Annotated in this window: 29 protein-coding genes and 1 riboswitch; of the genes, 16 read left to right on the top strand and 13 right to left on the bottom strand. The window is 67.2% G+C overall.

Annotated features, from left to right (window positions below):
* Positions 1–11: 11 nt before the first annotated feature.
* The 6 genes from JNJ68_RS06715 to JNJ68_RS06690 form a co-directional block, all read right to left on the bottom strand.
* A complete protein-coding gene (locus JNJ68_RS06715; RefSeq protein ID WP_294980519.1) occupies positions 12–785 on the bottom strand; it encodes a glycerophosphodiester phosphodiesterase family protein in 774 nt (257 codons plus the stop codon).
* 10 nt (positions 786–795) lie between these two features.
* Complete coding sequence (locus tag JNJ68_RS06710) at positions 796–1257, bottom strand: RidA family protein (RefSeq protein WP_294980516.1); 462 nt, start codon at positions 1255–1257, stop codon at positions 796–798.
* 318 nt (positions 1258–1575) lie between these two features.
* Positions 1576–2181 carry a 3-isopropylmalate dehydratase small subunit gene (gene leuD, locus JNJ68_RS06705; protein WP_294980514.1) on the bottom strand — a complete coding sequence of 202 codons (606 nt, stop codon included), beginning with the start codon at positions 2179–2181 and terminating at the stop codon, positions 1576–1578.
* A 14-nt stretch (positions 2182–2195) separates the two neighbouring features.
* Positions 2196–3533, bottom strand: a complete 1338-nt coding sequence (locus JNJ68_RS06700; protein WP_294980512.1) for a glycosyltransferase family 4 protein — start codon at positions 3531–3533, stop codon at positions 2196–2198.
* A 3-nt stretch (positions 3534–3536) separates the two neighbouring features.
* Positions 3537–4955 (bottom strand): 3-isopropylmalate dehydratase large subunit, encoded by a 1419-nt coding sequence (leuC, locus tag JNJ68_RS06695; protein ID WP_294980509.1) that lies wholly within the window; start codon positions 4953–4955, stop codon positions 3537–3539.
* Positions 4956–5168: 213 nt separating this feature from the next.
* Entirely contained in the window at positions 5169–6515 is a 1347-nt protein-coding gene (locus JNJ68_RS06690) for a mechanosensitive ion channel domain-containing protein (RefSeq protein ID WP_294980506.1), read from the bottom strand.
* Between the two features lie 139 nt (positions 6516–6654).
* Between JNJ68_RS06690 and JNJ68_RS06685 the strand changes: the two genes are divergently transcribed.
* From JNJ68_RS06685 to JNJ68_RS06660, 6 genes are read left to right on the top strand one after another with little or no spacing between them, the layout of a single operon-like run.
* Positions 6655–7524: a DMT family transporter gene (locus JNJ68_RS06685; protein WP_294980503.1), complete on the top strand. Its 870-nt coding sequence runs from the start codon at positions 6655–6657 to the stop codon at positions 7522–7524.
* Entirely contained in the window at positions 7521–8408 is an 888-nt protein-coding gene (locus JNJ68_RS06680; RefSeq protein WP_294980500.1) for a DMT family transporter, read from the top strand. Before JNJ68_RS06685 ends, JNJ68_RS06680 begins: the two co-directional genes overlap by 4 nt.
* Positions 8409–8468: 60 nt before the next feature.
* The gene (gene gpmI, locus JNJ68_RS06675) at positions 8469–9989 is read left to right on the top strand and encodes a 2,3-bisphosphoglycerate-independent phosphoglycerate mutase (RefSeq protein WP_294980497.1); all 1521 of its coding nucleotides are present in this window, start codon (positions 8469–8471) and stop codon (positions 9987–9989) included.
* Positions 9986–11101 carry a peptidoglycan DD-metalloendopeptidase family protein gene (locus JNJ68_RS06670; RefSeq protein ID WP_294980494.1) on the top strand — a complete coding sequence of 372 codons (1116 nt, stop codon included), beginning with the start codon at positions 9986–9988 and terminating at the stop codon, positions 11099–11101. Before gpmI ends, JNJ68_RS06670 begins: the two co-directional genes overlap by 4 nt.
* Before the next feature lie 5 nt (positions 11102–11106).
* A complete protein-coding gene (locus tag JNJ68_RS06665) occupies positions 11107–12456 on the top strand; it encodes a S41 family peptidase (protein ID WP_294980491.1) in 1350 nt (449 codons plus the stop codon).
* Positions 12453–12938, top strand: coding sequence for an RNA pyrophosphohydrolase (locus JNJ68_RS06660; protein ID WP_294980488.1), 486 nt, complete (start codon positions 12453–12455; stop codon positions 12936–12938). Before JNJ68_RS06665 ends, JNJ68_RS06660 begins: the two co-directional genes overlap by 4 nt.
* A 7-nt stretch (positions 12939–12945) precedes the next feature.
* Here JNJ68_RS06660 and JNJ68_RS06655 read toward each other — a convergent pair whose 3' ends face one another.
* Positions 12946–13332: a GFA family protein gene (locus JNJ68_RS06655; RefSeq protein WP_294980486.1), complete on the bottom strand. Its 387-nt coding sequence runs from the start codon at positions 13330–13332 to the stop codon at positions 12946–12948.
* A 268-nt stretch (positions 13333–13600) separates the two neighbouring features.
* Between JNJ68_RS06655 and JNJ68_RS06650 the strand changes: the two genes are divergently transcribed.
* On the top strand, positions 13601–15307 hold the full coding sequence (locus JNJ68_RS06650) for a bifunctional sulfate adenylyltransferase/adenylylsulfate kinase (RefSeq protein ID WP_294980483.1): 1707 nt from the start codon (positions 13601–13603) through the stop codon (positions 15305–15307).
* Positions 15308–15359: 52 nt separating this feature from the next.
* Here JNJ68_RS06650 and JNJ68_RS06645 read toward each other — a convergent pair whose 3' ends face one another.
* From JNJ68_RS06645 to JNJ68_RS06635, 3 genes are all read right to left on the bottom strand, one after another.
* A complete protein-coding gene (locus JNJ68_RS06645) occupies positions 15360–15833 on the bottom strand; it encodes a cytochrome b (RefSeq protein ID WP_294980481.1) in 474 nt (157 codons plus the stop codon).
* Positions 15834–15925: 92 nt separating this feature from the next.
* Positions 15926–16153, bottom strand: a complete 228-nt coding sequence (locus JNJ68_RS06640; protein WP_294980479.1) for a DUF1150 family protein — start codon at positions 16151–16153, stop codon at positions 15926–15928.
* A complete protein-coding gene (locus JNJ68_RS06635; RefSeq protein ID WP_294980477.1) occupies positions 16150–16590 on the bottom strand; it encodes an Hsp20 family protein in 441 nt (146 codons plus the stop codon). The genes JNJ68_RS06640 and JNJ68_RS06635 overlap by 4 nt, the downstream gene beginning before the upstream one ends.
* 211 nt (positions 16591–16801) lie before the next feature.
* Between JNJ68_RS06635 and JNJ68_RS06630 the strand changes: the two genes are divergently transcribed.
* The 5 genes from JNJ68_RS06630 to JNJ68_RS06610 all read left to right on the top strand — a co-directional run bounded on the left by JNJ68_RS06630 (position 16802) and on the right by JNJ68_RS06610 (position 20041).
* Positions 16802–17020: a DUF465 domain-containing protein gene (locus tag JNJ68_RS06630; protein WP_294980475.1), complete on the top strand. Its 219-nt coding sequence runs from the start codon at positions 16802–16804 to the stop codon at positions 17018–17020.
* 132 nt (positions 17021–17152) lie between these two features.
* A complete protein-coding gene (locus tag JNJ68_RS06625) occupies positions 17153–17755 on the top strand; it encodes an OmpW family outer membrane protein (protein WP_294980472.1) in 603 nt (200 codons plus the stop codon).
* Between the two features lie 86 nt (positions 17756–17841).
* Positions 17842–18321 (top strand): 5-(carboxyamino)imidazole ribonucleotide mutase, encoded by a 480-nt coding sequence (gene purE / locus JNJ68_RS06620; RefSeq protein WP_294980469.1) that lies wholly within the window; start codon positions 17842–17844, stop codon positions 18319–18321.
* On the top strand, positions 18314–19378 hold the full coding sequence (locus JNJ68_RS06615) for a 5-(carboxyamino)imidazole ribonucleotide synthase (protein ID WP_294980466.1): 1065 nt from the start codon (positions 18314–18316) through the stop codon (positions 19376–19378). The genes purE and JNJ68_RS06615 overlap by 8 nt, the downstream gene beginning before the upstream one ends.
* Before the next feature lie 162 nt (positions 19379–19540).
* Complete coding sequence (locus tag JNJ68_RS06610) at positions 19541–20041, top strand: low affinity iron permease family protein (RefSeq protein WP_294980463.1); 501 nt, start codon at positions 19541–19543, stop codon at positions 20039–20041.
* On the opposite strand, the gene JNJ68_RS06605 is transcribed toward JNJ68_RS06610, so the two are convergent.
* Complete coding sequence (locus JNJ68_RS06605; RefSeq protein WP_294980460.1) at positions 19953–20705, bottom strand: alpha/beta fold hydrolase; 753 nt, start codon at positions 20703–20705, stop codon at positions 19953–19955. The two genes, JNJ68_RS06610 and JNJ68_RS06605, sit on opposite strands and share 89 nt — an antisense overlap.
* Before the next feature lie 166 nt (positions 20706–20871).
* Positions 20872–21000: riboswitch (FMN riboswitch) on the top strand.
* Between the two features lie 63 nt (positions 21001–21063).
* Between JNJ68_RS06605 and JNJ68_RS06600 the strand changes: the two genes are divergently transcribed.
* Genes JNJ68_RS06600 through JNJ68_RS06585 form a run of 4 tightly spaced genes read left to right on the top strand, consistent with a single transcriptional unit; the run spans position 21064 to position 23416 of the window.
* Positions 21064–21954: a DMT family transporter gene (locus JNJ68_RS06600; RefSeq protein WP_294980458.1), complete on the top strand. Its 891-nt coding sequence runs from the start codon at positions 21064–21066 to the stop codon at positions 21952–21954.
* Between the two features lie 40 nt (positions 21955–21994).
* Entirely contained in the window at positions 21995–22450 is a 456-nt protein-coding gene (locus JNJ68_RS06595) for an NUDIX domain-containing protein (protein WP_294980455.1), read from the top strand.
* A complete protein-coding gene (locus JNJ68_RS06590) occupies positions 22447–22947 on the top strand; it encodes a GreA/GreB family elongation factor (protein WP_294980453.1) in 501 nt (166 codons plus the stop codon). The genes JNJ68_RS06595 and JNJ68_RS06590 overlap by 4 nt, the downstream gene beginning before the upstream one ends.
* Complete coding sequence (locus tag JNJ68_RS06585) at positions 22934–23416, top strand: GNAT family N-acetyltransferase (RefSeq protein WP_294980450.1); 483 nt, start codon at positions 22934–22936, stop codon at positions 23414–23416. The genes JNJ68_RS06590 and JNJ68_RS06585 overlap by 14 nt, the downstream gene beginning before the upstream one ends.
* Here the strand turns inward: JNJ68_RS06585 and JNJ68_RS06580 are convergent.
* Together JNJ68_RS06580 and groL are read right to left on the bottom strand one after the other, a co-directional pair.
* Positions 23413–24690, bottom strand: coding sequence for a glycosyltransferase (locus JNJ68_RS06580; RefSeq protein ID WP_294980449.1), 1278 nt, complete (start codon positions 24688–24690; stop codon positions 23413–23415). The genes JNJ68_RS06585 and JNJ68_RS06580 overlap by 4 nt on opposite strands.
* 106 nt (positions 24691–24796) lie before the next feature.
* The gene (gene groL, locus JNJ68_RS06575; protein WP_294980677.1) at positions 24797–26434 is read right to left on the bottom strand and encodes a chaperonin GroEL; all 1638 of its coding nucleotides are present in this window, start codon (positions 26432–26434) and stop codon (positions 24797–24799) included.
* Between the last annotated feature and the right edge of the window lie 10 nt (positions 26435–26444).

Below are 26444 nucleotides of genomic sequence, written 5' to 3'. Positions count from 1 at the left end.
GGGCGGGAAGGTCAAGCGGGAAGCGCGGCCCGATAGCCCTCGAAGGTCACATTGTCGGCAACCCGCCGCGCCTCTGCCTCGGCCTCGGGCGAGCGGATCGTCCAGCACAGCACCCTGGCGCCCTGCGCCTTCAGCTCGGCCACCCGGTCCCGCGACAGGTCTGGGGCCTCGTGGCTGATGAAGCTGGAGAGGGTGGCGTCATAATCGGGGATGGCGCGGAAATGGGCGCAGACGTCGGGCGGCATCGGCTTCCAGTCCTCGGGATCATAGGCCGAGGTGGTGATCCCGCGCGGCAGGTCGGGGGCCAGGCGCGCCAGATGGGCGACAGAGGCGGGGTTGAAGGACATCAGCGCGACGTCGCCGGTGTAGCCCTGCAATGCCTTCGCCGTCGCCGCCTCCAGCCTGCCGTCGGTCGGGCCCATGACAAGGCTCTGGTCCTTGATCTCGATCAGCAGGGGAACCCGGCCGCCGATCAGGGCCAGCACCTCGGGCAGCGTCGGAATCGTGTCGGTCGAGCCGGTCAGCCGGATACGGCCCAAAGCGGCAGAAGTGCGGGCGTTGACCGGGCCGGTCTCGGCGGTCAGGCGGTCGAGGGTCTCGTCGTGGAAGACCATCGGCACGCCGTCCGAGGAGAGTTGCAGGTCCACCTCGATCCCGTAGCCTGCGGCGATGGCGGCCCTGATGGCCGCGGGGGAGTTCTCGATCACGCCCCGCGCCCGATCATGCAGGGCGCGGTGGGTGATCGGCCGGCGCAGGAAGCTGTCGGGCAGCGGGACGCGGGTCATTATCGGCGGGTCATTTCAGGGCGAAGATCGCCTCGATTTCCACGGCCACCCCAAGGGGCAACGAGGCGGCGGAGACGGCGGAGCGGGCGTGGCGGCCGGCATCGCCGAGGACCGCGACCAGGAAGTCGGAGGCGCCGTTGATCACCTTGGGCTGGTCGGTGAAATCGGGGGTGGAGTTGACGAAGCCGGTGAGCTTCACCGCCCGGTCCAGCCGCGACCAGTCGCCGCCGACGGCCTTCTTGAGCTGGGCCAGCAGAGAGATCGCGCAACGTTTCGCGGCCTCGGCACCCTGTTCGAAGCTGAGGTCCTCGCCCAGCTTGCCCTTGATCAGGCCCGCCTCGTTCTGGCTGATCTGGCCCGAGATGTGGACGAGGTTGCCGACCTGCACGAAGGGGACGTAGTTCGCCGCCGGGGCGGGGGCGTCGGGGAGGGTGACGCCGAGGTCGGCGAGGCGTTTCTCGATTCCGTGCATGGGGTTCTCCGGGATGGGTCGCGGGGAGGGTAGCGCGGCGAGGGCGGAGCGGCAAGGGCGGGACTGTCCACGGTGGGCATTCCTGGATTAATACGTACTTTCAAGTGGTTGTCAGTTTTCGTTTACGGTTTCGCAATATCTTGCGGGTGGGTGCGGTTTTATATTGAGCGCTTCGCGCGAAGACTCTTTGTCTCGTCGTCGGGCTGCGCCTCCTCCTCGGGACCTGGGGGTTTTCCACCCCCAAACCCCCGGAGGATATTTGGGCAAATGTGAAAGCAGAGGCGCGCGCGGACCAGATCGAAGCCTGTGCCGCGAGGCTCACGCCCAGGGATGGAGCGTGGCGTTCTTCTTCTCGAAGGCGTCGATGGCCGAAGCCTTTTCCATCGTCAGGCCGATATCGTCGAGGCCGTTCATCAGGCAATGCTTCTTGAAGGCGTCGACCTCGAAGGCGAAGGTCTTGCCGTCCGAGCTGGTCACGGTCTGGGCTTCCAGATCGACGGTGATCCGGGCATTGGCGCCTTTGCGGGCGTCGTCCATCAGCTGATCGACCGCCTCCTGAGGCAGGACGACCGGCAAGATGCCGTTCTTGAAGCAGTTGTTGAAGAAGATGTCGGCGAAGCTGGTCGAGATCACGCAGCGGATGCCGAAGTCGAGCAGCGCCCAGGGGGCGTGCTCGCGCGAGGAGCCGCAGCCGAAGTTGTCACCGGCGACGATGATCTGAGCCTTGCGGTAGGCGGGCTGGTTCAGCACGAAATCCGGGATTTCCTGACCGTCCTGGGTGTAGCGCATCTCGTCGAACAGGTTCTTGCCAAGGCCCGACCGCTGGATGGTCTTCAGGAACTGCTTGGGGATGATCATGTCGGTGTCGATGTTGACCAGCGGCATCGGGGCCGCGACGCCGGTGAGGGTGGTGAACTTGTCCATGTCTTGCGTCCTGTCTAGGCGCCCGAAAGGGGCACGGGTTGCGGGATGGGACCCTTCGCGTCGAGGACCCAGTCGTAGATCGCGCCGATCTGGCGCGCTTTCCTGTCCCAGGTGAAATGCTCCTCCACCCGGCGAAGGGCGGCGACGGAGAGGGCCGGAATTTGCTCGGGGGCGGCGATCAGGCGGACGAGGGCCGCGCGGAACCCCGCGACGACCTGATCGCGGCTGCCCATCGGCACCTTGACCCCGGTCTCGGGCGTGACCAGCTCGCCCGGCCCGGCATAGTCGGCGATCACCGGGACGACGCCCAGCGCCATCGCCTCCAGCACCACGCCGCCGCCGAATTCGCGGACCGAGGGGAAGGTGAGAAGCTGGGATTGCGAGAGGAGGGACTGCACCTCCTTGTGGTCGATCCAGCCGTGCAGGGTGACGGCTTGGGTCAGGCCCTTCGCGGCCAGCATCTCTCGCAAGGCAGGCATCAGCGGGCCGTCGCCAAGAATGTCGAGGACCATGGTGCCGTCGCGCAGGAAGGGCTCGGCGGCCTCGATCAGCATGTCGGGGCCCTTGTAGGGCACCAGTCGGCCAAGGAAGGCGCAGCGCAGCGGCAGCGTGCCGGGCTGCGCGGCGCGGAGCGAGAAGCGCGCGGGGTCGATGCCGTTTTCCGGGATCAGGGTCAGGCGGTCGCGGGCCCCGGCGAACTCGGAGGCGGTGTGGCGGCTGCCCGCAATGATGGCAGCAGCGGCGCGGATCATCCGGCTGCGGGAGGGCGACAGGCGGTAGGCACCCCGGACATAGGACAGCCACTCGCGTTCGCGGCGGCGTTCGGCGTCGAAGCCTTTCGGCCAGGGCACGCCGCCGTTGAGCGGCCCGATGACGAATGGCACGCCCGCCTTGCGGCAACGCGGCGCGATCAGGCTGTTGGCGGTGGGGGTCAGGGGCGTGACGCGGTGGACGATGTCGAACTCACCGGCGGCGATGCGGGGGCCGAACTGCGCCCACAGCTTGCGTTCAAAATAGGGGTAGGCGAGTTTCGACGACAACGCCGTGACCATAGTCCAGCCCTTGCCCTTGCCCATGCGCAGGACCTCGGCCAGTTTCCAGATCGGGCGGGCCACCGCCTCGCTGTCGATGGCGGTGAAATCCTGCCCTTCGATCAGGCTCGCGCGCAGGAAGGCGTCGCGGTTTCGGATCTGGGTGACGATATGGACGTCGTGATGCGCGCGGAGCGCGGTGGCGATGGACCAGCCGACCAGCGGCACCGAAACCCATTCCGGGTTCGCGGCTTCCGCAATGACCAGCACCCGCCGCCGGGAGGCGACGGGGCCGTCAGGGGTGTCGGCCGGATCGGCCATGGGTCAGACCATCTCGCCCATCAGTTCCCGGACATCGGTCAGGTGGCCGGTGATCGCCGCCGCCGCCGCCATCGCGGGCGACATGAGATGGGTGCGGCCGCCACGGCCCTGCCGCCCCTCGAAGTTGCGGTTCGAGGTCGCCGCACAGCGTTCGCCGGGGGCGAGCTGGTCGGGGTTCATCGCCAGACACATGGAGCAGCCCGCGAGCCGCCATTCGAAACCCGCGTCGATGAATATCTGCGCCAGACCCTCTTCTTCCGCTTGCGCCCGGACGAGGCCCGAGCCGGGGACGACCATCGCCCGTTTCACGGCGATCTTCCTGCCCTTCAGGATGGCCGCCGCCGCGCGCAGGTCCTCGATCCGGCCGTTGGTGCAGGAACCGATGAACACCGTGTCGATGGCTATATCGGTGAGCTTCTGCCCGGCCGTCAGGCCCATGTAGTCGATCGACCGCTTCGCCGCGTCGACCTTGCCGCCCGAGAAGCTCTCGGGCGCGGGGACGCTGCCGGTGATCGGCAGCACGTCCTCGGGCGAGGTGCCCCAGGTGACGACGGGGGCAATGTCCTCACCCTTGATGGTCACGACCTTGTCGAAATGGGCGCCTTCGTCGGTGAAGAGGGTCTTCCAGTAGGCAAGCGCGGCCTCCCATTTCGCGCCTTTCGGCGCGTGGGGGCGGCCCATGACATAGGCGAAGGTCTTCTCGTCCGGGGCGATGAGGCCCGCGCGGGCGCCGCCCTCGATCGCCATGTTGCAGACGGTCATCCGGCCTTCCATGGAAAGCTCGCGGATCGCCTGGCCGCAGTATTCGATGACATAGCCGGTGCCGCCCGCCGTGCCGGTGGCGCCGATGACGCTGAGGGTGATGTCCTTGGCGGTGACGCCGGGGCGCAGGGACCCGGTGATCTCGACCTTCATGTTCTTGCCCTTGCGCTGGATCAGCGTCTGGGTGGCGAGGACATGTTCCACCTCGGAGGTGCCGATCCCGTGGGCGAGCGAGCCGAAGGCGCCGTGGGTGGCGGTGTGGCTGTCGCCGCAGACCACGGTCATGCCCGGCAGGGTCCAGCCCTGTTCGGGGCCGACGATATGCACGATGCCCTGCCGCACGTCGGACACCGGATAGTAGTTGATCCCGAAGTCGCGCGCGTTCTTGTCGAGTGCTGCCACCTGGATGCGGCTGTCTTCCGTCATCGTCGCGGCATCGGCGCGGTCGAGCGTGGTGGGCACGTTGTGATCGGGCACCGCGATGGTCTTTTCGGGCGCACGCACCTTGCGGCCGGTCATTCTGAGGCCCTCGAAGGCCTGGGGGCTGGTCACTTCGTGAACGAGATGGCGGTCGATGTAGAGGAGGCAGGTGCCGTCTTCGGCCTGGTGGACGACATGGTCATCCCAGATCTTGTCGTAGAGGGTACGCAGAGCGGTCATGGCTCGGTTCCTTGGCTGTGGCCGGGCGGGCGGCCTTGGGGCTTGGAATGGGGATGCGCGGCAGGGACGCCCGCGCGGGCGATGGCCCGGAGCCTAAAGGCGGGCCAGGATGGTGCGGGTCATGCCGAAGAAGCGGGCGGGCAGCCGCGCATGATCGGTGATGTTGAAGTAGATGAACCCGTGCATGTGGCGCATATACGCCCGAATCCCGGTTCAGGCAAGCGACGCGGGCAGCGTTTCTGGCGTGGGGTCGTCCGTGGCGCGATCTTTCAGAACCCGCACCTCGCGCTGGGGGAAGGGGATGGTGATGCCGTTGGCCTTGAACGTGTCCCAGAGCGCCAGATAGACGTTGCCGCGCACGTTGGTCAGACCCTGCGACGGATCGGTGATCCAGAACCGCAGGACATAGTCGACCGAGCTGTCGCCGAAGCCGGTGATGTGGCAGACGGCGGGGCGGTCCTTCAGAACACGGCCGGTGGACAGGGCGGCATCGATGGCAAGCTGGCGCACCTTGTGGGGATCGTCGTCGTAAGAGGTCCCGAACTTGAGGTCGATGCGGACAAATTCGTTGGAGTGCGACCAGTTCACCACCTGCCCCGTGATCAGGTCCTCGTTCGGGATCAGGTATTCCTTGCCGTCGCGGGTGACGACGCTGACATAGCGTGCTCCCAACGCCTCGATCCAGCCGAAGGTGTCGCCCAGGCTGATCACGTCACCGGGCTTGATCGACTTGTCCAGAAGGATGATCACGCCCGAGACGAGGTTCGAAACCACTTTCTGCAAGCCAAAGCCCAGGCCTACACCGATGGCGCCGGACAGGACGGCAAGGCCGGTCAGGTCAAAGCCCACGGCCTTGAGCCCGACGAAGAAGGCCGTGCCATAGGCAATGACCTGCATCAGCTTGACGACCAGCACCTGCACCGAGGGGCTGATGTCTTCGTTCCGCCGGATGCGGTTGCCGATGCCGGTCGTGAGCAGCCTGGCCGCTGTCAACAAGACCCCGGTGACGATAAGCGCCTTGATGACCGTCAGCGCCGACAGGCGGAAGCTTCCGAAGGTCACGGCCAGGCTGTCGAGGAACTCGGTGAAGCTATCGAGGAATCCCAGATAGAGCAGGGTGACATAGATCCACGCCCCCCAGGTGACGATGCGGCGCAGGAACCGGTTGCGGATCATGCGGGTCAGCAGACCGATGACCACCCATGCGGTGCCGATGGTCGCCGCCAGCGCCACGATGTAACGCCGGGACGGAAACGGGTTGACCTGCGCGATCACCAGGACTGCGCCCCAGGCCAGCAGCACGAACAGGATGCCGCGAAGCCGGTTCCGCACGGTGACGATAAGCCGCGCCTGCCAGCGCTTGAGGTTGGGGCGGCTGCGCGCCCAGGCATCGACCCTTTGCGCGAACATGCGCGCCATGACATGCGCTGCCGCGAAGGCGATCAGGACCACCAGCACCTGCCACAGTCGATAGGGCTGCAGAAGTGACAAGGCAAAGCCCTGTATCTGCCGCAGCACGCCCTGGATGCTGGCCAGGAATTGCGGGTCGATGAATTCCATTCGCTGCGCTTGCCTCCGCCGGGGGAGGGCAAGGGTCACATATATCCCCGCTCGACGCAAATCGGCGCTCTGGGAGCATGGCGTTCGGGCCGAAACTGCCCTTTCGCCCGCCCGGCGCCGGTGATAGCCAGCCCCGGTCATGACCGCTTCGCGCAATCCGACTTTGGGCATCTGGCTGATGGTTACCGCCGTTGCCGCCTTTGCGGCGCAGGACGGGTTTTCCAAGCATCTGGCTGCGGCCTATTCGACCCAGATGATCATCATGATCCGCTACTGGGTCTTCGCGGGCTTCGTGATCCTCCTGGCGCTGCGCCGCCCCGAGGGCCCGCGCGCCGCGATCCGGTCCAGCCGCCTGCCCGCGCATCTTGTCCGCTCGGTGCTGCTGGTCGCGGAAATCTGCCTGATCGTCTGGGGCTATACCCAGATCGGGCTGATCAACTCGCTGGCCGTCTTTTCGGTCTGTCCCCTGCTGGTCGTTGCCCTGTCCGGCCCGGTGCTGGGCGAGGCGATCAGCTGGCAACGCTGGGCCGCCGTGGGGGCGGGACTGGTCGGCGTGCTTGTCATCCTGCGGCCGGGGATGGGGGTATTCTCCTGGCCCGCGCTCTTGCCGCTGGCCTCGGCCTTCCTGTTTGCGCTCTATTCCGTCCTGACCCGGCTGACCACGCGGGACGAGCCGACCTTTCCCGCCTTCTTCTGGCCCGGGGTAATCGGGGCGGTGCTGATGACCGGTCTTGGCCTGCCGCATCTGACGGCGATGCTGCCCGCCGACATCGGATATCTGGTCTGCTACTGCGCGCTGTCGATCCTGTCGCACTGGCTGGTGCTGAAAAGCTACGAACAGATCGAGGCGGTGCGGGTGCAGCCGTTTTCCTACCTGCAACTGGTCTTCACCTCGATCGTCGGGATACTGGTCTATGGCGAGGTGCTGGAGCTTCCCGTCGCCATCGGCAGCCTGATCGTGGTCGCGGCGGGGCTCTACTCGCTGTCGCTGGAGCGCAAGCCCGCATGACCACGCCGCAGAATACGACGCTCGGCATCTGGCTGATGATCGTGACGACCTTGGTCTTCGCGGTGCAGGACGGGATCTCGCGGCATCTGGGGTCGCATTATCACGTCACCATGGTGGTGATGGTGCGGTTCTGGTTTTTCGCGCTGTTTGCCATCGTCATGGCGGCGCGCGCGCAGGGCGGCATCAAGGCGGCGACGCAATCGGCATTGCCGCTGGTGCAGGTCGCGCGTGGAATCGTGCTCGTGGCCGAGATCGCGGTCATGCTGGTGGCCTTCGTCAAGCTGGGCCTGATCGAAGCCCATGCGGTCTTCACCTGCTATCCGCTGCTGGTGGCCGCACTGTCCGGTCCGATCCTGGGCGAGAAGGTCGGCTGGCGACGCTGGTCGGCGATCCTGGTGGGCTTCGTCGGCGTGGTGATCATCCTGGAGCCGGGGTTCGGGGTGTTCAGCCCCTGGGCGCTGGTGCCCTTGCTGTCGGCCACGATGTTCGCGGTTTACGGGCTTCTCACCCGCTATGTGGCGCGGAAAGACAGCGCGAGCGTCAGCTTCTTCTACACCGGGGTCGTGGGCGCGGTTGTGATGACTCCCTTCGGCCTGATGCACTGGAGCTGGATGACGCCGGCAGACTGGGGCTGGATGGGGCTTCTCTGCTGCACAGCCGCCCTCAGCCACTGGCTCTTGATCAAGTCGCTGGCGGTCGCCGAGGCTTCTGACGTCCAGCCCTTCGCCTATCTCCAGATCGTCTGGGCCGCAGCCATCGGATTGTTCGTCTTTGGCGAGACCTTGCGGGTCAACGTCGCCATCGGCGCGGGGATCGTGGTGGCGGCGGGGATCTTCACGCTTTGGCGGCAAAGGGTGCGCGAGAAGGCGGCGGCGCGGGCGTGACGGTTGCCCCGGCCCCGGCCAAGGCGTAAAACCCCGGCGGAACCAGACCGGAGAGTGCCGATGCCCGCCCCGAAACCCGTCGTCCTCTGCATCCTCGACGGCTGGGGCATCGGGCCTAACCCGGCAACCAGCGCGCCCGCACAGGCGCGGGTGTCGACGTTCAATCACCTCTGGGCTTCTTGCCCCCATGCCACGCTGACCACCTTCGGGCCGGACGTGGGGCTGCCAACCGGGCAGATGGGGAACTCGGAGGTCGGGCATACCAACATCGGCGCGGGGCGCGTCGTGGCGATGGACCTGGGCCAGATCGACCTGGCGATCGAACAGGGCACCTTCGCCACCGAACCCGCGCTGCGCGCCTTCATCGCGGCCTTGCAGACCTCGGGCGGGACGGCGCATCTGGCGGGGCTGGTCTCGCCCGGCGGGGTCCATGCCCACAGCGCGCACATGATCGAGGCCGCGCGCGAGATCGCCGCCGAGGGCGTGAAGGTCGCGATCCATGTCATCACCGACGGCAGGGACGTCGCGCCGAAATCCGCCGCCGAACAGGTGCGCGCCTTCGAGGCCGCGCTGCCCGATACGGCCCGCATCGCCACCGTCACCGGGCGTTACTACGCGATGGACCGGGACAATCGTTGGGAGCGGGTGGCAGAGGCCTATCGCGCCATCGTTCAGGGCAAGGGCGTGGCGCAGGCGGCCTCGGCTGACGATGCCATCGCGGCGGGCTATGCCACAGGCAAGACCGATGAATTCCTGCCCGCCACTGTCATCGACGGCTATGCGGGCATGAAGGACGGCGACGGGCTGTTCTTCCTGAACTTCCGCGCCGACCGGGCGCGGGAAATCCTGGCCGCCATCGGCGATCCGGGCTTTGCCGCCTTCGACACCGGTCCCCGCCCCAAACTTGTGGCGCGGCTGGGGATGGTGGACTACTCGGACACCCACAACACCTACATGACCTCGGTCTTTCCCAAGCGCGAGATCGTCAACACGCTGGGGGAATGGGTTTCGTCCCACGGGCTGACCCAGTTCCGGCTGGCGGAGACCGAGAAATACCCCCATGTCACCTTCTTCCTGAACGGGGGTCGCGAAGCCCCCTACCCCGGCGAGGACCGCGCCATGCCACCCTCGCCCAAGGTCGCGACCTATGACCTGCAACCGGAGATGAGCGCGGATCAGGTGTCGGACCATCTCGTCGCGGCCATCGAGAAGGGCTATGACCTGATCGTGGTGAACTACGCCAACCCCGACATGGTGGGCCATACCGGGTCGCTGCCCGCCGCGATCAAGGCCTGCGAGGCGGTGGACCGAGGGCTTGGCCGCGCGCTGGCGGCGCTGACGGCGAAGGGCGGGGCGATGATCGTGACGGCGGACCACGGCAACTGCGAGGTGATGGTCGATCCCGTCACCGGCGAGCCCCATACGGCGCACACCATCAATCCGGTGCCGGTGATCCTGGTCGGCGGCCCGGCCGGCGCCACCTTGCGCAACGGGCGGCTGGCCGATCTTGCGCCGACGCTTTTGCACCTGATGGGCCTGCCCCAGCCACCCGAGATGACCGGCAAGACCCTGATCGCATGATCCGCGCCGCCGTCCTTCTGTGCCTGCTGGCCTTGCCCCTGCGCGCCGAGACCGTGGCGGAGCAGGCCGCCAAAGCCTCGACCGACCTGCAAGCGGCGGTGGCAGAGCTGGAGGCCGCGACCGAGGCGCGCGACCGGGTGACGGCGCTTTCCAGGACCATCCGCGCCTATGAGGCGGGCCTTGCCGCCCTGCGCGGCGCGCTGCGCGAGGCGGCCCTGCGCGAGGCCACGCTGACCCGCGCCTTCGACGCCAAGCGCGACGGGATCGGGCGGCTGCTGGGCGTGCTGGCGACGATGGAGGCGAATCCGGGGCCGCTGCTGCTGTTGCACCCCGAGGGCGCGGTGGGATCGGCGCGGTCGGGGATGATCCTGGCCGATGTGACCCCCGCCTTGCAGGGCGAGGCCTTGGCGCTGAAGGCGCAGCTGCAGGAACTGGCCGACCTGCGCACCTTGCAGCTTTCGGCGGGCGCGGTGCTGGAGACCGGCCTTGCCACCGCGCAAACCGCGCGGACGGAACTGTCGAAGGCGATCTCGGACCGCACCGACCTGCCGACGCGCTTCACCGAGGACCCGGAGGTGCTGAAGGGCCTTCTCGACAGCGCCGACACGCTGGATGCCTTCGCCGCGGGACTGTCGCCGGACGAGACAAGCGGCACCAGCTTCGCCACCGAGAAGGGCCGCCTGCCGCTGCCGGCGCTGGGCACCGTCCTGCGCCTGCCGGAAGAGGCCGATGCCGCCGGGGTGCGCCGCCCCGGCGTGACGCTTGCCACCCAGCCGCGAGCGCTGGTCACGGCGCCCTGGCCCGCCACGATCCGCTACCGCGGGCCGCTGCTCGACTACGGAAATGTGATGATCCTTGAGCCCGGGGACGGCTATCTGATGGTGCTTGCGGGGATGGAAACGCTGTATGGCGAGGTGGGAGAAGTGGTCGCCGCCGAAGCACCCCTGGGCCTGATGGGCGGGTCCCGGCAAGCGACGGCGGAATTCGCGGCGGGGTCGCCAGATGGCTCTGGCGGGCGCGGCACGGAAACGCTTTATATGGAACTCAGACAGGGCGCCTTGCCCGTGGACCCGATCCCGTGGTTCGCTGGCCTCGCCCGGACAGGAGACTGACTCGGATGAAGAAGCATGTGATGGCCGCCCTGGCCGGAACCGTCGCCGGGGTCATCGCGACCACGCAGATCGCCGGTCCCCTCGTCGCGCAGGAAGCCGTGACCGGCAGCTCGGTCTATGAACAGCTCGACCTGTTCGGCGACATCTTCGAGCGGGTCCGCAGCCAGTATGTCGAGGAGGTCCCGACCGACAAGCTGGTGACGGCCGCGATCAACGGCATGCTCACCTCGCTCGACCCCCATTCCAGCTATCTCTCGGCCAAGGACTTCGAGGACATGCAGGTCCAGACCCGGGGCGAATTTGGCGGTCTCGGGATCGAGGTCACGCAAGAGGAAGGCTTCATCAAGGTCATCTCGCCGATGGACGGCACCCCGGCCGCCAAGGCGGGCATCCAGGCGGGCGACTTCATCACCCATGTCGACGGCGAGCCGGTCTCGGGCCTGATGCTGGACGAGGCGGTGGAAAAGATGCGCGGCCCGATCGGGTCTGAGATCATCATCACCGTGGTCCGCCAAGGCACGGCAGAGCCTTTCGACGTGTCGATCATCCGCGACACGATCAAGCTGACCGCCGTGAAAGGCCGCGTGGTGGGCAAGACCGTCGTGCTGCGGATCACCACGTTCAACGACCAGACCACCAGCGGCGTGAAGGAAGAACTGGACAAGGGCCTCAAGGAACTGGGCGGGATCGACAACCTGGAAGGCGTGGTCATCGACCTGCGCAACAACCCCGGCGGCCTTCTGAACGAGGCGATCAGCGTGTCGGATGCCTTCCTCGACAAGGGCGAGATCGTGTCGACCCGGGGCCGGGCGGCGGGCAGCGGCGAGCGCTACAACGCCCAGCCGGGCGACCTGATCGGCGGCAAGCCCATCGTGCTTCTGATCAACGGCGGCTCGGCCTCGGCCTCGGAAATCGTGGCGGGGGCCTTGCAGGACCATCGCCGCGCCATCGTGGTCGGGACGAAAAGCTTCGGCAAGGGCTCGGTCCAGACGCTGATCCCCTTGCGCGGCGACGGGGCGATGCGGCTGACGACGGCGCGCTACTACACGCCCTCGGGCCGGTCGATCCAGGCGCTTGGCATCTCGCCCGACATCGTGGTGCAGCAACCCGAGGTCGCGCCGGTCGATCCGAACGCGTCCGAAACCGAGAAATCGGCGGCGATGCGCGAGCGCTCCGAAGCCGACCTGCGCGGGGCGATCACCAACGATTCGATGACGGACGAGGAAAAGCGGCTGTATCTGGAAGAGCAGCAGCACGCCGAGGAATCGGCCAAGCTGCGCGACGAGGACTACCAGCTCGCCTATGCCGTCGACATCATCAAGGGCCTCACCGCCATCGCACCGGAAGAGAAGTGAGCCTGATCGACCCCGAAACCCTGACGTACCGGCCCTGCGTGGGCGTCGTGCTGATCGACGCCCGCGGCATGGTCTTCGCGGGCCAGCGGATCGACAATCCCTCGCCCGCCTGGCAGATGCCGCAGGGCGGCATCGACGAGGGCGAGAAACCGCGCGAGGCCGCCTATCGCGAGCTGTGGGAGGAAACCGGCGTCACCCGCGACAAGGTGGAGTTCGTCGGCAAGACCCACGGCTGGGTGACATACGACCTGCCGCCCGAGTTGCTGGGCCGCGTCTGGGGCGGGAAATACCGGGGCCAGCGGCAGAAGTGGTTCCTGTTCCGCTTCAAGGGGCAGGACGCCGACGTGAAGATCGCCACGGAGCATCCGGAGTTTTCCACCTGGCGCTGGATCCTCGCCGACGAGATGGTGGCAAGCATCGTCCCCTTCAAGCGCGCGGTCTACGAGGAAGTCATCCGCAGCTTCCGCGCCTATCTGGCCTGACGAAGGGTCACTTGAGCGGCAAGCCGTCTGACAGGTGCATCCAGGGCAGCCTTTCGTCCGAATGGAAATGTGCCGTGGGCTGGTAGGCGACGGGATCGTCCAGCGTTGCCGCGTAGAAATGCATCTCCTCCGGCCAGCGGGCGCTGCGATAGGCCATCTGCGTCCCGCAATGCGGGCAGAAGTCGCGCCAGGTGCCGGGCGAGGAATTGTAGGCGGCAGGCGTCTCTCCGGTCCATGACCAGGTCCCGTTGCGCACGCCGAGGAACGAGGTGAGGGGCGAGGCGGTCGCCCGGCGGCAGCTTTCGCAATGGCAATGACCCTGCCAGAGCGGCAAGGCCTCGCAGCGGTAAGTCACGGCGCCGCACAGGCAGCGGCCGGTGAAAGGTGCGATCATCGGTCCCTCCCGGTTCCGGCGCATTTGGAGCCCAGGGCGCCGGATTGGCAAGCGGAATGGCTTCCCGCCCTGACCGGCCGGACGTGGGCTGGCCGGAATTCCCTCCGCCAATCGCGCTGCAATGCAGAACGCCGGTCCGCGCGGGTGAAACCGCGCGACATTTCCGCCTTATCTGCGGCAAATGCCCCGCATCCGCTTGAATCCGCCCCCCCGGTCGGGATACGGACCCGCGCAAATGCGGCCTTGTCCGCGCTGAAAGGTTATCCCCATGTCGCTTCCGAACCACGCCCCGATCCCCGAGCTTTATGTCTCTTCCGACTCGGCCCAGAAGCTGAAGGTCGAGGCCGCGCAGCTGCCGTCCTGGGACCTGACCCCGCGCCAGATCTGCGACCTGGAACTCCTGATGAACGGCGGCTTCAACCCGCTGAAGGGCTTCATGGGGCAGGCGGATTACGATGGCGTCGTCGCCGACATGCGGCTGGCGGATGGTTCGCTCTGGCCGATGCCGATCACGCTGGACGTGTCGGAAGCCTTTGCCGGGAAGGTCGAGCCGGGCCAGGACATCGCGCTGCGGGATCAGGAGGGCGTGATCCTCGCCATCCTGTCGATCACCGACAAATGGGTGCCGAACAAGGCGGTGGAGGCGGCGGGCGTCTTCGGCGCCGACGACATTGCCCATCCGGCAGTCAACTACCTGCACAACGTGGCCGGTCCGGTTTATCTGGGCGGCCCGATCACCGGCATCCAGCAGCCGGTGCATTACGACTTCAAGGCCCGCCGCGACACCCCGAACGAGTTGCGCGCCCTGTTCCGCAAGCTGGGCTGGCGCAAGATCGTGGCCTTCCAGACCCGCAACCCCTTGCACCGCGCGCATCAGGAGCTGACCTTCCGTGCCGCCCGCGAGGCCGAGGCGAACCTCCTGATCCATCCGGTCGTCGGCATGACCAAGCCGGGCGACGTGGACCACTTCACCCGCGTCCGCTGCTATGAGGCGGTGCTGGACAAGTATCCGGCGCAGACCACGGCGCTTTCCCTCCTGAACCTTGCGATGCGCATGGCCGGCCCGCGCGAGGCGGTCTGGCACGGGCTGATCCGCAAGAACCACGGCTGCACCCACATGATCGTCGGGCGCGACCACGCCGGGCCGGGGAAGAACAGTCAGGGCAAGGATTTCTACGACCCCTATGCCGCGCAGGAGTTGTTCGGCAAGCATGCGGCCGAGATCGGCGTCCAGATGGTCGATTTCAAGCACATGGTCTATGTGCAGGAAAAGGCCCAGTATTTCCCGGCAAACGAAATCCCCGAGGGTTCCACCGTCCTGGACATTTCCGGCACCGAACTGCGCCGCCGTCTCCGCGAGGGGCTGGACATCCCGGAGTGGTTCTCGTTCCCGGAAGTGGTGAACGAGTTGCGCAAGACCAGCCCCGCGCGGTCGAAACAGGGCTTCACGGTGTTCTTCACCGGGCTTTCGGGCAGCGGCAAGTCCACCATCGCCAACGCGCTGATGGTCAAGCTGATGGAGATGGGCGGGCGTCCGGTCACGCTGCTGGACGGCGACGTGGTGCGCAAGCACCTGTCGTCGGAACTGGGCTTCTCGAAGGAACACCGCGACCTGAACATCAAGCGCATCGGCTATGTCGCGAGCGAGATCACCAAGAACGGCGGCATCGCGATCTGCGCCCCCATCGCGCCCTATACCGCCACCCGCCGCGCGGTGCGCGAGATGGTCGAGGCCTTCGGCGCCTTCGTCGAGGTGCATGTCGCGACCTCGATCGAGGAATGCGAACGCCGCGACCGCAAGGGTCTGTACAAGCTGGCACGCGAGGGCAAGATCAAGGAATTCACCGGGATCTCCGACCCCTACGAGGCCCCGACCAAGGCCGAACTGATGGTGGACACCGAGAATGTCGATGTCGACCATTGCGCGCATCAGGTGCTCTTGAAGCTGGAGCAGATGGGGCTGATCCGGGCCTGATGTCGGCGCCCTGGAAAAGAAAGGCCGCGCTTCAGGGCGCGGCCTTCGTCGTTCACTCCGCCCGCATCATCCGGCTCAGGACACCGTCCTTCAGCACATACTGGTGATAGATCGCCATCAGCGCATGGCCCAGCACCACGATCATCAGCACATTCGCCCCAAGCTCATGAAGATCGCCGACGTCCAGCCCGAGGAAGTAGGTGCACACCCCGCCCAGCGGCACCGCGAGCATCAGGAGATAGATCAGCCGGTGTCCCCAGTCCGAGGCCAGCACCACCAGGCTGCCCGGCTCTCCTGGCGCGGCGGGTGTTCCGCGGCCCAGCCGGATCAGCAGCCGGGTCACGACCAGGGCCAGGATCGCCAGACCGATCGCCACATGCGGGACGAAACCTGCCGTGCCGCCCTTCTCCACCACCTCCATCGCCTCTTTCCCGCCCTCGCCGGTGAACCAGGCGACGACGATCAGGATGGCGACCAGCCAGTGCAACGAAATCTGAATGCCCGAGTATCCGGTAGTGGTTTTCAACGCGACCTCCATTGACGCAACAAACCCAGTACGCCGAAGCCTAGCGGTTCCGTCGCACAAGGCCAGCCGCGAACGGCTGACGCCGCTGGAAATCAGTGCACGCTTACGGGCGTGAAGTCGTGTTCCCGCGCAAGATGGAAGGCGAGCTTGCGGTCGGCGACCAGCGCCAGCTGGCGGCCATCGGCCCCATGCACAGACCAGATCACCTGCGCATCGCCCACCTGCTCGCGTACCTCGTCCGGCAGGTCGCCCACCGCGATCTCGCGGACATAGACGATGCGGTCGGCCCCTTGCGGCAGGCCGTTGAATGGCGTGTTCATTTGTTGCCCCCTTTCTGGCTGGCATCCTTGCGACCGATCCGGATCGTCTGCACCACGGTCTCCGGCACATGGCGGCGCAGGTCGACGTGGAGAAGCCCATGTTCCATCGTGGCCCCGGCCACCTCGACTCCGTCGGCCAGCACGAAGCTGCGCTGGAAGGCCCGGGCCGCGATGCCGCGATGCAGGAACACCCGGTCCCCCGAATCCTCGGCCTGACGGCCCCTGACCACCAGCTGCCGGTCCTCGACCGTGATCGACAGGTCCTCCTCGCGGAAGCCCGCGACGGCCAGCGTGATCCGGTAGGCGTTGTCCGCCACCGCCTCGATGTTGAACGGAGGATAGCCCTCGGCCCCGGATTTCGCGGTGCGTTCGACCAGCCGTTCCAGCTGCTCGAACCCCAGAAGATAGGGATGGGCCCCAAAGCTCAGTTTCGTCATCGGACAGTCCTTGGCATAAGCGACGGTTCGGTCTTTGCGGCCCCGCACTTGGGCACCGCGTGGGGTGAATATGGGGCCCGGCGCCCGGCCCCGCAAGGTCCGGCAGCTGAGGGATCCGCAGCCGTTTGCCGCGATTTCGCGCAGAAACCTTCCCCCATGAGGGTCGCTTTCCTATATTCTTGCGGAAAGGCAGGAACCGATTCGTCCCATCATGAACGCCCCGACCGAACTCAACCATGTCGAGATGCTTGGCATCAGGCTCGAAGTCCTGCGCCGCGAACACCGCGACCTTGACCAGGCCATCCATGCGCTTGAGCAAACCGGTCGCCCCGACGCGCTGACCCTTCGGCGGCTGAAGAAGCAGAAGCTGGCGCTGAAGGACCAGATCGTGAAGATCGAGGACATGCTGATCCCCGACATCATCGCCTGACATCTGCGCCTGCGACATCATGCTGCTTCGCGGCGCAATGCCGCAGGCCAGATCGCAGCCATTTGATCCACCTCAATCTTTTCCATCGCTGCGCGGCAGAAACTGGCTTGGCAACAAGCAGTGAGTCGCAAGATGACCAGAATCAAGATTTCCGTGTTCACCCTCCTCGCCTCGGCCGCGCTGGCTTTTCCCGCCCTGGCGCAATCGGCCGGGGACATGACCCTTGGCTTCGGACTGGCCAGCGTCATGCCCAAGGACGGCAACGGCACCCTCGCCGGGGCGGCGGCGGATGTGGGCAACAACGTCCGGCCGTCGATCACCTTCGAATACTTCATCCGCGACAACCTGGGGGTCGAGGTTCTGGGCGCCCTGCCCTTCAAGCATGACATCTACCTGGGCGGCGCCTTCGCGGGCACGACCAAGCAACTGCCGCCGACCGTCTCGCTGAACTACCACATCCCGACGGGCGGCAAATTTACCCCCTTCGTCGGCGTCGGGCTGAACTACACCGCCTTCTTCGAGGAATCCTCGGCCCTGGGTGATTTGAAGATCAAGGACAGCTGGGGCCTCGCAGCCACCCTCGGTGCAGACTATGCAATCAGCGACAAGGGCGCGCTGCGGATGGAGTTGCGCTATGTCGACATCGATTCCGACGTGACGCTCGACGGCGCCCCCATCGGCACGGTCGAGATCGACCCGCTGGTGGCCGGGGTCTCCTATGTGATGAAGTTCTGACCGTCCCGACCCAGGACACGTGCCGCCTTGCCGTATCCGGCAGGGCGGTATATGCGCGCCCCTGACAGGCAGCGGGGGCCATTGGCATGGGCGTTTCGGTCGGCATCATCATGGGGTCGCAAAGCGACTGGCCGACGATGAAGGCAGCCGCCGAAATCCTGGACGAGCTTGGGGTGGCCTATGAGACGAAGATCGTCAGCGCCCACCGCACGCCGGACCGGCTGTGGGACTATGGCAAGACCGCCGTGTCCCGCGGCCTGAAGGTGATCATCGCGGGAGCAGGGGGCGCGGCCCATCTGCCGGGCATGATGGCGTCGAAGACCCGGGTGCCGGTGATCGGCGTGCCGGTGCAGACCAGGGCGCTCGCCGGCGTCGATTCGCTCTACTCGATCCTGCAGATGCCCAAGGGCTATCCGGTCGCCACGATGGCCATCGGCGGGGCGGCAAATGCCGGACTGATGGCGGCGGCGATCCTTGCGGTGTCGGACGAAGGCGTTGCCAGGCGGCTGGACGCCTGGCGCGATGCCCTGTCGGCCTCGATCCCCGAGGAGCCGCAGGATGACTGAGCTTCCGCAGGGCGCGGTGATCGGCATCCTTGGTGGCGGGCAACTGGGCCGGATGCTGTCAGTCGCGGCCAGCCGCCTCGGCTATCGCTGCCACATCTATGAACCCGGCGCTGCCCCGGCGGGTGACGTGGCCCATAGCGTCACCACCGCGCCCTATGAGGACGAGTCGGCGCTGCGCGCCTTTGCCGCCAGCGTCGACGTCATCACCTATGAATTCGAGAACGTGCCCACCTCGGCGCTTGACCTGCTGGAATCGTTGAAGCCAATCCGCCCGAACCGCCGGGCGCTGGCGGTCAGCCAGGACCGGATCAGCGAGAAGGGCTTCCTGAACGACCTCGGCTTGCAGACCGCCCCCTGGGCCGCCGTCAATTCCGAAGCCGATCTCCGGGCCGCTGCCGACAGGCTTGGCCTGCCCGCGATCCTGAAGACCACGCGGCTGGGCTATGACGGCAAGGGGCAGGTGAAGCTGGACGGCGAGGCCGAAATTCCCGCCGCCTGGGCCGCGATGAACAACGCGCCTTCGGTGCTGGAAGGCTTCGTCACCTTCGACCGCGAGGTCAGCGTCATCGCCGCCCGCGGCCTTGACGGCTCGGTCGCCTGTTTCGACCCCGGCGAGAACATCCACCGCGACGGCATCCTGCGCACGACCACGGTTCCCGCCCGCCTGTCGCCCGGCCAGCGTGCCGATGCGGTGCTGATCGCCGCCCGCATCCTGAATGCACTCGACTATGTGGGCGTGATGGGGGTGGAGCTGTTCGTCACGGCGAAGGGCCTGCTGGTGAACGAGATCGCGCCACGCGTCCACAACTCCGGCCACTGGACGCAAGCTGGCTGCACGGTGGACCAGTTCGAGCAGCACATCCGCGCGGTCGCAGGGCTGCCACTGGGCGATGGCAACCGCTATGCCGATGTGGTGATGGAGAACCTGATCGGCGACGATGTGCTGAAGGTGCCGGAGCTGCTTAAGGCCCGTGATACGGCGGTGCATCTCTACGGCAAGGGGAGCCCGCGACCGGGCCGCAAGATGGGGCATGTCAACCGGGTGATCCGGGCCTGATCCTTGTCGTGCGACTTCGTGTCGTGCGACTTCGTCTTCTCGTCGCTAGGGGCACGGGGGGAACGAAGTTCCCGACGAGCCCGGCCCGGTCTGACCCAGATCAGGGCACCGATCCCCGCAATCTGCGTTATGCTCGGGCTGCCGCCCTGCCCGAGGACCGCCATGACCGACAAATCCTCTGTCTACACCCGCACCGCCCGCTGGATCGCCCAGCTGTCGGGACGACCGATCACCTTCCTGCTTGCTGTCGCAACCATCGTCGTCTGGATGGTATCCGGCCCGGTCTTCGCCTTCTCCGACACCTGGCAGCTGGTGATCAACACCGGCACCACCATCATCACCTTCCTGATGGTCTTCCTGATCCAGAACACCCAGAACCGCGACACCGTCGCCATGCAGCTGAAGCTGGACGAGCTGATCCGCGCCACCAAGGGCGCGCATCTGTCGCTGCTCGACCTGGAGGAGCTGGAGGAAAAGGAGCTTGCCGCCTTCGTCCGCCAGTATGAAGAGCTGGCCGCCATCGGTCGCGCCCAGCTGGACAAGGGCAAGTCCGACACCGGCACGCCCGAGGTCGTCAGCCGGACTGCACCGCCTGAAAAGTCTCTTTCACAACGGAAGTCAGCGTCAGCGAAGGGTCGAAGCGTCCCTCGCGCAGGAAGCTGAGAACCTGCCGGATCACCACCGGGTTGACCATCATGAAGGTATGGGTGACGGGCAGCACCAGATGCTCGGCCATGCCGTCAAGCTTGGTGCTTTCCACCGTCACCTTGCCGTCGTTCGGCCCCGGCAGCATGGCGTTCCAGACTGGATTGAGCGACCGCGTGCCAGCGATGACCCCCAGCGGATAGTCCGCAGGCGGCAGGCTGTTCGGCCAGCTGTCGGGCCCGGTGCCCAGCGTCTTGCCCGCCTTGCCGTTGACCATGTGGAAGACCGGATTGTCGCCCAGCTTGTCCACCAGCTCCGACCCGTGGTTCGGCGGAGCGAGCATCACCACGCGGCCCATCTGTGCCGGGCGGTGCCGCGCCAGCCAGTCGCGCAACAGGATGCCACCCATCGAATGCGTCACGAAATGCACCCGCCCCGGACCGGCCCTCGAGACCGCCTGCCCCACCTCCTCGGCCAGAGCCTCGGGCGCCGCCTTGGTCGAGGGGTAGGACCAGTTCAACACCCGGAACCCCGCCGCCTTCAGCGCCAAGGCCATGGGCGCCAACGAGGCATCGGTGCGCGCAAGGCCATGCAGCAGGATCACGGCATCTGCCACGCCTGCGCCTTCCTCGGTCGCGGGGGCGGCGGGCAGGAAGCGGGCAAGGGGTCCGGTCAGCCACATGGCCCGACTGTCCTGCGCGCGGGCGCGGCGATCAAGCCCGGATTTCCACCCGTCGGCCAAAGCCGACGCAGCGTCATGCAGGGCTGCGCTGTCGCACGTCCCGCCTGCGCCAGCGGTGCTTGCCCCACCGGCCGCACCCTGCTAGCCCTGTCTGGCCGGGCTTTTCCGGTGTTCTCAGGGCGGGGTGCAAGTCCCCACCGGCGGTGACAGCCCGCGAGCGCCCCGGCAACGGGGGTCAGCAGATCCGGTGGAACTCCGGGGCCGACGGTGACAGGCCGGATGGAAGAGAGCGATCCCCACCCGCCCCGGCGGGCGGGCGCGTTTTCCCCTGACTGATCGGGTCGTGAAAGGAGACGCCATGAGTCGGTCGTTCCCTCTCCGCGGTGCGGCCTTCATGGTCGGCGCGGGTCTCTGCTTCGCGCTGGCCAATGCGCTGACGCAGATCATCACCAGCCAGCTTGGCTTTCGCCCGCAATCCGACAGTTTCTGGCAATATGCCATCGCGCTGGTCCTGGCCCTGCCCTTCCTGCGCCGGCACGGACTGGCCGGGCTGAAGACCGCCCGTCCCGGGCTGCATCTGATCCGGGTGCTCGTCTCGGCCCTTGGCGTGCAGGCCTTCGTCATGGCGCTGTCACACGGTACGCCGATCTGGCAGGTGATCGCGCTGGTGATGACCTCGCCCTTCTTCGTCCTCCTCGGCGCGGCGCTGTTCCTGGGCGAGCGGGTCGACCTCACCCGCTGGGGCGCCGCTGCCCTGGGCTTTGCCGGCGCGATGGTGCTCTTGCGCCCCTGGGAAACCGGGTTCACCCTGACGGCGCTCTACCCCGTGGGCGCCGCGATCCTCTGGGCCGCCGCCTCGCTGATGACCAAGCGCCTGACGATGACCGAACGGCCCGAGACGGTGACGCTCTGGTTGCTGGTGCTGCTGACCCCGATCAACGGCGCGATCTCGCTGCATGCCGGGTTCGAATGGCCCGCTGGCTGGGTGCTGGTCTGGCTGCTGGCGGGTGGCGCGCTGGTCTTCCTCGCGCAGCACCTGCTGACGCTGGCCTATGCTGCGGCGGATGCGGCCTTCGTCCAGCCCTTCGACGACATCAAGCTGATCTCGAACGTCGTGGTCGGCTGGGCCATCTTCGGCTACCTGCCCGAGGGACAGCTCTGGCTGGGCGTGGCGATGATCCTTGCGGCCTCAAGCTGGCTTCTCTGGTCGGAACGGTCGGGGGCGGCGGCGAAACCTCTCGCCGCCTGAGCCACTGGACAAACCGCCCCGCGCCACGCAAGCCTTTCGCATGGCTCGCATGAAACCCCGCCTCGCCACTCGCGCGCTGATCCTGCATGAGGATCGGCTTCTCCTCGTCAACGCCTACCCCGGCGCGCGGCTCGGCCTCTGGTGCGCCCCCGGCGGCGGTTGCGAGGCCGGGCAGTCGCTGCCGCAGAACCTCGCCCGCGAGGTGCATGAGGAAACCGGCCTGACCGTCGCGGTCGGCCCGCCGGTGCTGGTCAACGAATTCCACGACCCCGAGACCGGCTTCCACCAGATCGACCTCTTCTTCCGCTGCACGCTTGAGGACGGGGACCTGGACAACAGCTGGACCGACCCCGAGGGCGTCGTCACCGAGCGCCGTTTCTTCTCGCGCGTGGAGCTTGCTGCCGGTCAGATCCGCTTCAAGCCCGACAGCCTGCCCGACGCCGCCTGGGGGGCCGGGGCTGCCCATTACGACCCCTTGGAAGTGATCCTGAAATGAGCCGCGCTTTCGTCAACGAAGATGCCGGGAACGACCGCCCCGACCTGCCCGAGCTTCCGGTGCCCCCCGGCCCGAACATCGTCACCCCGCGGGGGCTGGCCGCGCTGCACGACCGGATCGCTGGACGCCAGGCCGACCTCGCCGCGCTGAAGGCCCGCCCTGACCGGCTGGACAAGCTGCCTGAAGCCGCAGCCGAACGCGACCTGCGCTGGCTGGAGGCCCGGCTCAAGGCCGCCGTGGTGATCGACCCGGCAGGCCACGACCTGACCGAAGTTGCCTTCGGCTTGTCAGTCACCGTAGCCGACGAGGACGGGCGGCAGACCACCTACGAGATCACCGGCGAGGACGAGGCCGACGCCACCCGCCACCGCATCGCCCCGAACTCGCCGCTGGCGCGCGCGCTCATGGGCGCGCAGGTCGGCGATGTGGTGACATGGAAGCGCCCCGCCGGCAGCCTCGACCTGGAGATCGTCAGGATCGCCCATGCGGATCCGTGAGTTGTTCCCGTCCGAGACTGCCCTCGTCGCGCAATTCTACCGCGAGGCGCCGGATTACTGGCTGCTGGCCAAGGGGCGTTGCGACCCCGAGAACCAGGCCTCGGATTTCTTCACCGACGCCCCGCCGAACTGCAACCCCGCCGAAAGCGACCGGCTGGGCCTGTTCGTCGATCACCGGCTCTCGGGCGTGGCGGAGTTGTCCTACGGATTCCCGGAAAGGAACGATGCCTATCTCGGCCTGATGATCCTTGGTCCCTGGGCCCAGGGGCGGGGCCATGGCCGGAGCTTTCTCGCCCATCTCGAAAAGCTGGCGCGGGGGCGCCATGCCCCGCGTCTCTACCTTGCCGTGCTGGACGCAAACCTTCGCGGACGGGCGTTCTGGGAGCGTGAAGGCTTCCGTCCCACCGGCATCCGTCGCCAGGACGCCGAGACCGGGCACTGGATCGAACGGCTGGTCAAGCCCCTCTAGCCTCGCACTGCGCGCCACAGCTTTGCCAGCCGCCGCGCCCGCGCCAGATGCATCGCCTGATGCGTCCGCCCCTCGGCCCAGGTCCGCGCGGTCAGGCCCATCTGCCGCAACGCCTCTGGTGCCCCGGCGGCGCGCTGCAAGGCGGCCAGCAGCGCCGCCGGATCGCCCGGCGCGAACAGCCAGCCATTGACGCCCGGCTCGACCAGGCCGCGATGGCCCTCGGTGTCCGAGGCCAGGACCGGCACCGCCCGGGCAGCGGCATCGAACAGGATGCGCGGCTGTTCGTCGGTGATCGAGGGCACCAGCGCCGCGTGATAGCGCCCGAGAAGGCCCAGGAACGGCGGGCCATAGGGCACCGGGTCCAGAAGGTTCAGGCGGTCGGGGCCGAGCTGGGCCGCAGCCTTGGCCACGGCGGGGCGCAGCGGGCCATCGCCGATCACGTCCACCGCCACCGGCAAGCCCTGCGCCGCTGCACCCGACAGGGCGTCCAGCAGCACGGCCACACCCTTGCCCTCGGTCAGCCGCGCCGCAAGCAGCACCCGCACCTGCGCGGGCTTCGCCGCCCAGGCCGCCTCGGCCACCGTCGGTTTCAGCACATCCTCCGCGTCGATCCAGCTGGCCGGAGTCACGATCGACTGCGCCTCGCTGCCCCGGCCCAGGCTGCTGCGATAGCCCTCATGGGTGAAGACCGCCAGTGCCGCCTTCCGTACCGACCAGCGGGCGAAGCGTTCCACCACCCCCGCCCGCAGCCTTGCCTTGCGGCTGTGCGGGCCGGGACCCGACAGCCGCCAGAACGCGCTTTCCACCACGATCACCATCGGCTTGCGCAGCAGCACGGCCAGGGGATTGACGAAGAGTCCCGGAGGGAAGGGCCAGCCCGCCACGCCGCTGTGCACGATGTCCGCGCCGCGCACCGCCCGCAGCGAGGCCAGCCAGGTCGCGGGCGCGCTGAGGAGGCCCGCAGCCGTGCTCTGCCCCCAGGGCAGCGCGCGAAACTTCAGGCCGGGTCCAGCCTGAACCTGAACCATGCCCGCCCTGTCGCCCAGCGGCAGGCGGGGGGCGAGCACCGTCAGGTCGCCCAGATAGTCAAGGTGGCGCATCAGGTCGCGATGCCACAACTCATCCAGCCAGACCGATCCGTCCCGCGCCTGGTGCCACGGCACCGGCATGACCAGAAGATAGCGGCAATCGGCCAGAGCCGCCGCACAGGCGTCAAACCCAGGCAGCCCCGGCTCTGCCGCGTCCGGCACCGGACCGGCGCTTCCATCCTGCATGTTTCATCCATTTGCCAGATACGGGTCGAACGCTACCTGCCCGCCCCGATGCGCGCAAAGAAAAAGGGCGCCCGAAGGCGCCCTTTCCGGTGACTGAAGCGTCGGATCAGAAGTCCATCCCGCCCATGCCGCCGCCGCCCGGCATCGCCGGGGCCGCTTTCGGCTCGGGACGGTCGGCGATCATCGCTTCGGTGGTGATCAGCAGCGAGGCGACCGAGGCCGCATCTTCCAGCGCGGTGCGCGCCACCTTGGCCGGGTCGATCACGCCGAACTTGAACATGTCGCCATATTCTTCGGTCTGCGCGTTGAAGCCGAAGGTCGCATCCTTCGATTCGCGGATCTTGCCCGCGACGACGGCGCCGTCGACACCGGCATTCTCGGCGATCTGGCGCAGCGGAGCTTCCAGCGCGCGCTTGACGATCGCGATCCCGGCTTCCTGGTCGCTGTTCGCGCCCTTGACCTTGTCGAGACCCTTGGCCGCCTGAACCAGCGCCACGCCGCCACCGACGATCACGCCTTCCTGCACGGCCGCGCGGGTCGCGTTCAGGGCGTCGTCAACGCGGTCCTTGCGCTCTTTCACTTCGACTTCGGTCATGCCGCCAACGCGGATGACGGCAACGCCGCCCGCAAGCTTGGCCACACGCTCCTGCAGCTTCTCGCGGTCGTAGTCCGAGGTGGTTTCCTCGATCTGCGCCCGGATCTGGCCGACGCGGGCTTCGATTTCCGCCTTGTCGCCAGCGCCGTCGATGACGGTGGTGTCATCCTTCTTGATGATGACCTTCTTGGCGCGGCCCAGCATGTCCAGCCCGACGTTTTCCAGCTTCATGCCGAGGTCGTCAGAGATCACCTGGCCGCCGGTCAGGATCGCGATGTCCTGCAGCATGGCCTTGCGACGGTCGCCGAAGCCGGGGGCCTTGACGGCAGCGATCTTCAGGCCGCCACGCAGCTTGTTGACGACGAGGGTGGCAAGCGCTTCGCCTTCCACGTCTTCGGCCACGATGATCAGCGGACGCTGCGACTGGATGACAGCCTCCAGCAGCGGAACCATCGGCTGCAGCGACGACAGTTTCTTCTCGTGCAGCAGGATGTAGGCGTCTTCCAGCTCGGCAATCATCTTGTCGGCGTTGGTGACGAAGTAGGGCGACAGGTAGCCGCGGTCGAACTGCATGCCTTCGACGACGGTGGTTTCCGTCTCAAGGCCCTTGTTCTCTTCGACGGTGATCACGCCCTCGTTGCCGACCTTCTGCATCGCTTCCGCGATCTGGCGGCCGATTTCGGCCTCGCCGTTGGCCGAGATGGTGCCGACCTGCGCAACTTCGGCGCTGTCCTTCACCGGACGGGCCATCGCCTTGATCGCCGCCACGACATTGGTGGTCGCGAGGTCGATGCCGCGCTTCAGGTCCATCGGGTTCAGGCCGGCGGCGACCGATTTCATGCCTTCCTTGATGATGGCTTGCGCCAGCACGGTCGCGGTGGTGGTGCCGTCACCGGCTTCGTCGTTGGTGCGGGAAGCGACTTCCTTCACCATCTGCGCGCCCATGTTCTCGAACTTGTCGGCCAGCTCGATCTCCTTGGCGACGGACACGCCGTCCTTGGTGATCGTCGGCGCGCCATAGCTCTTCTCGAGCACCACGTTGCGGCCCTTCGGGCCCAGCGTCGCCTTGACGGCGTTGGCCAGGATGTTGACGCCGCGCAGCATGCGCGCGCGCGCGTCTTCACTGAAACGGATTTCTTTCGCAGCCATTGTCGTAAAC

The sequence above is a fragment of the Tabrizicola sp. genome, from assembly GCF_016793705.1.
In the GTDB taxonomy this organism is placed as follows: domain Bacteria; phylum Pseudomonadota; class Alphaproteobacteria; order Rhodobacterales; family Rhodobacteraceae; genus Tabrizicola.
The sequence above is the reverse complement of the archived record's forward strand: the minus strand, read 5'-3'. Positions and strand labels throughout refer to the sequence as shown.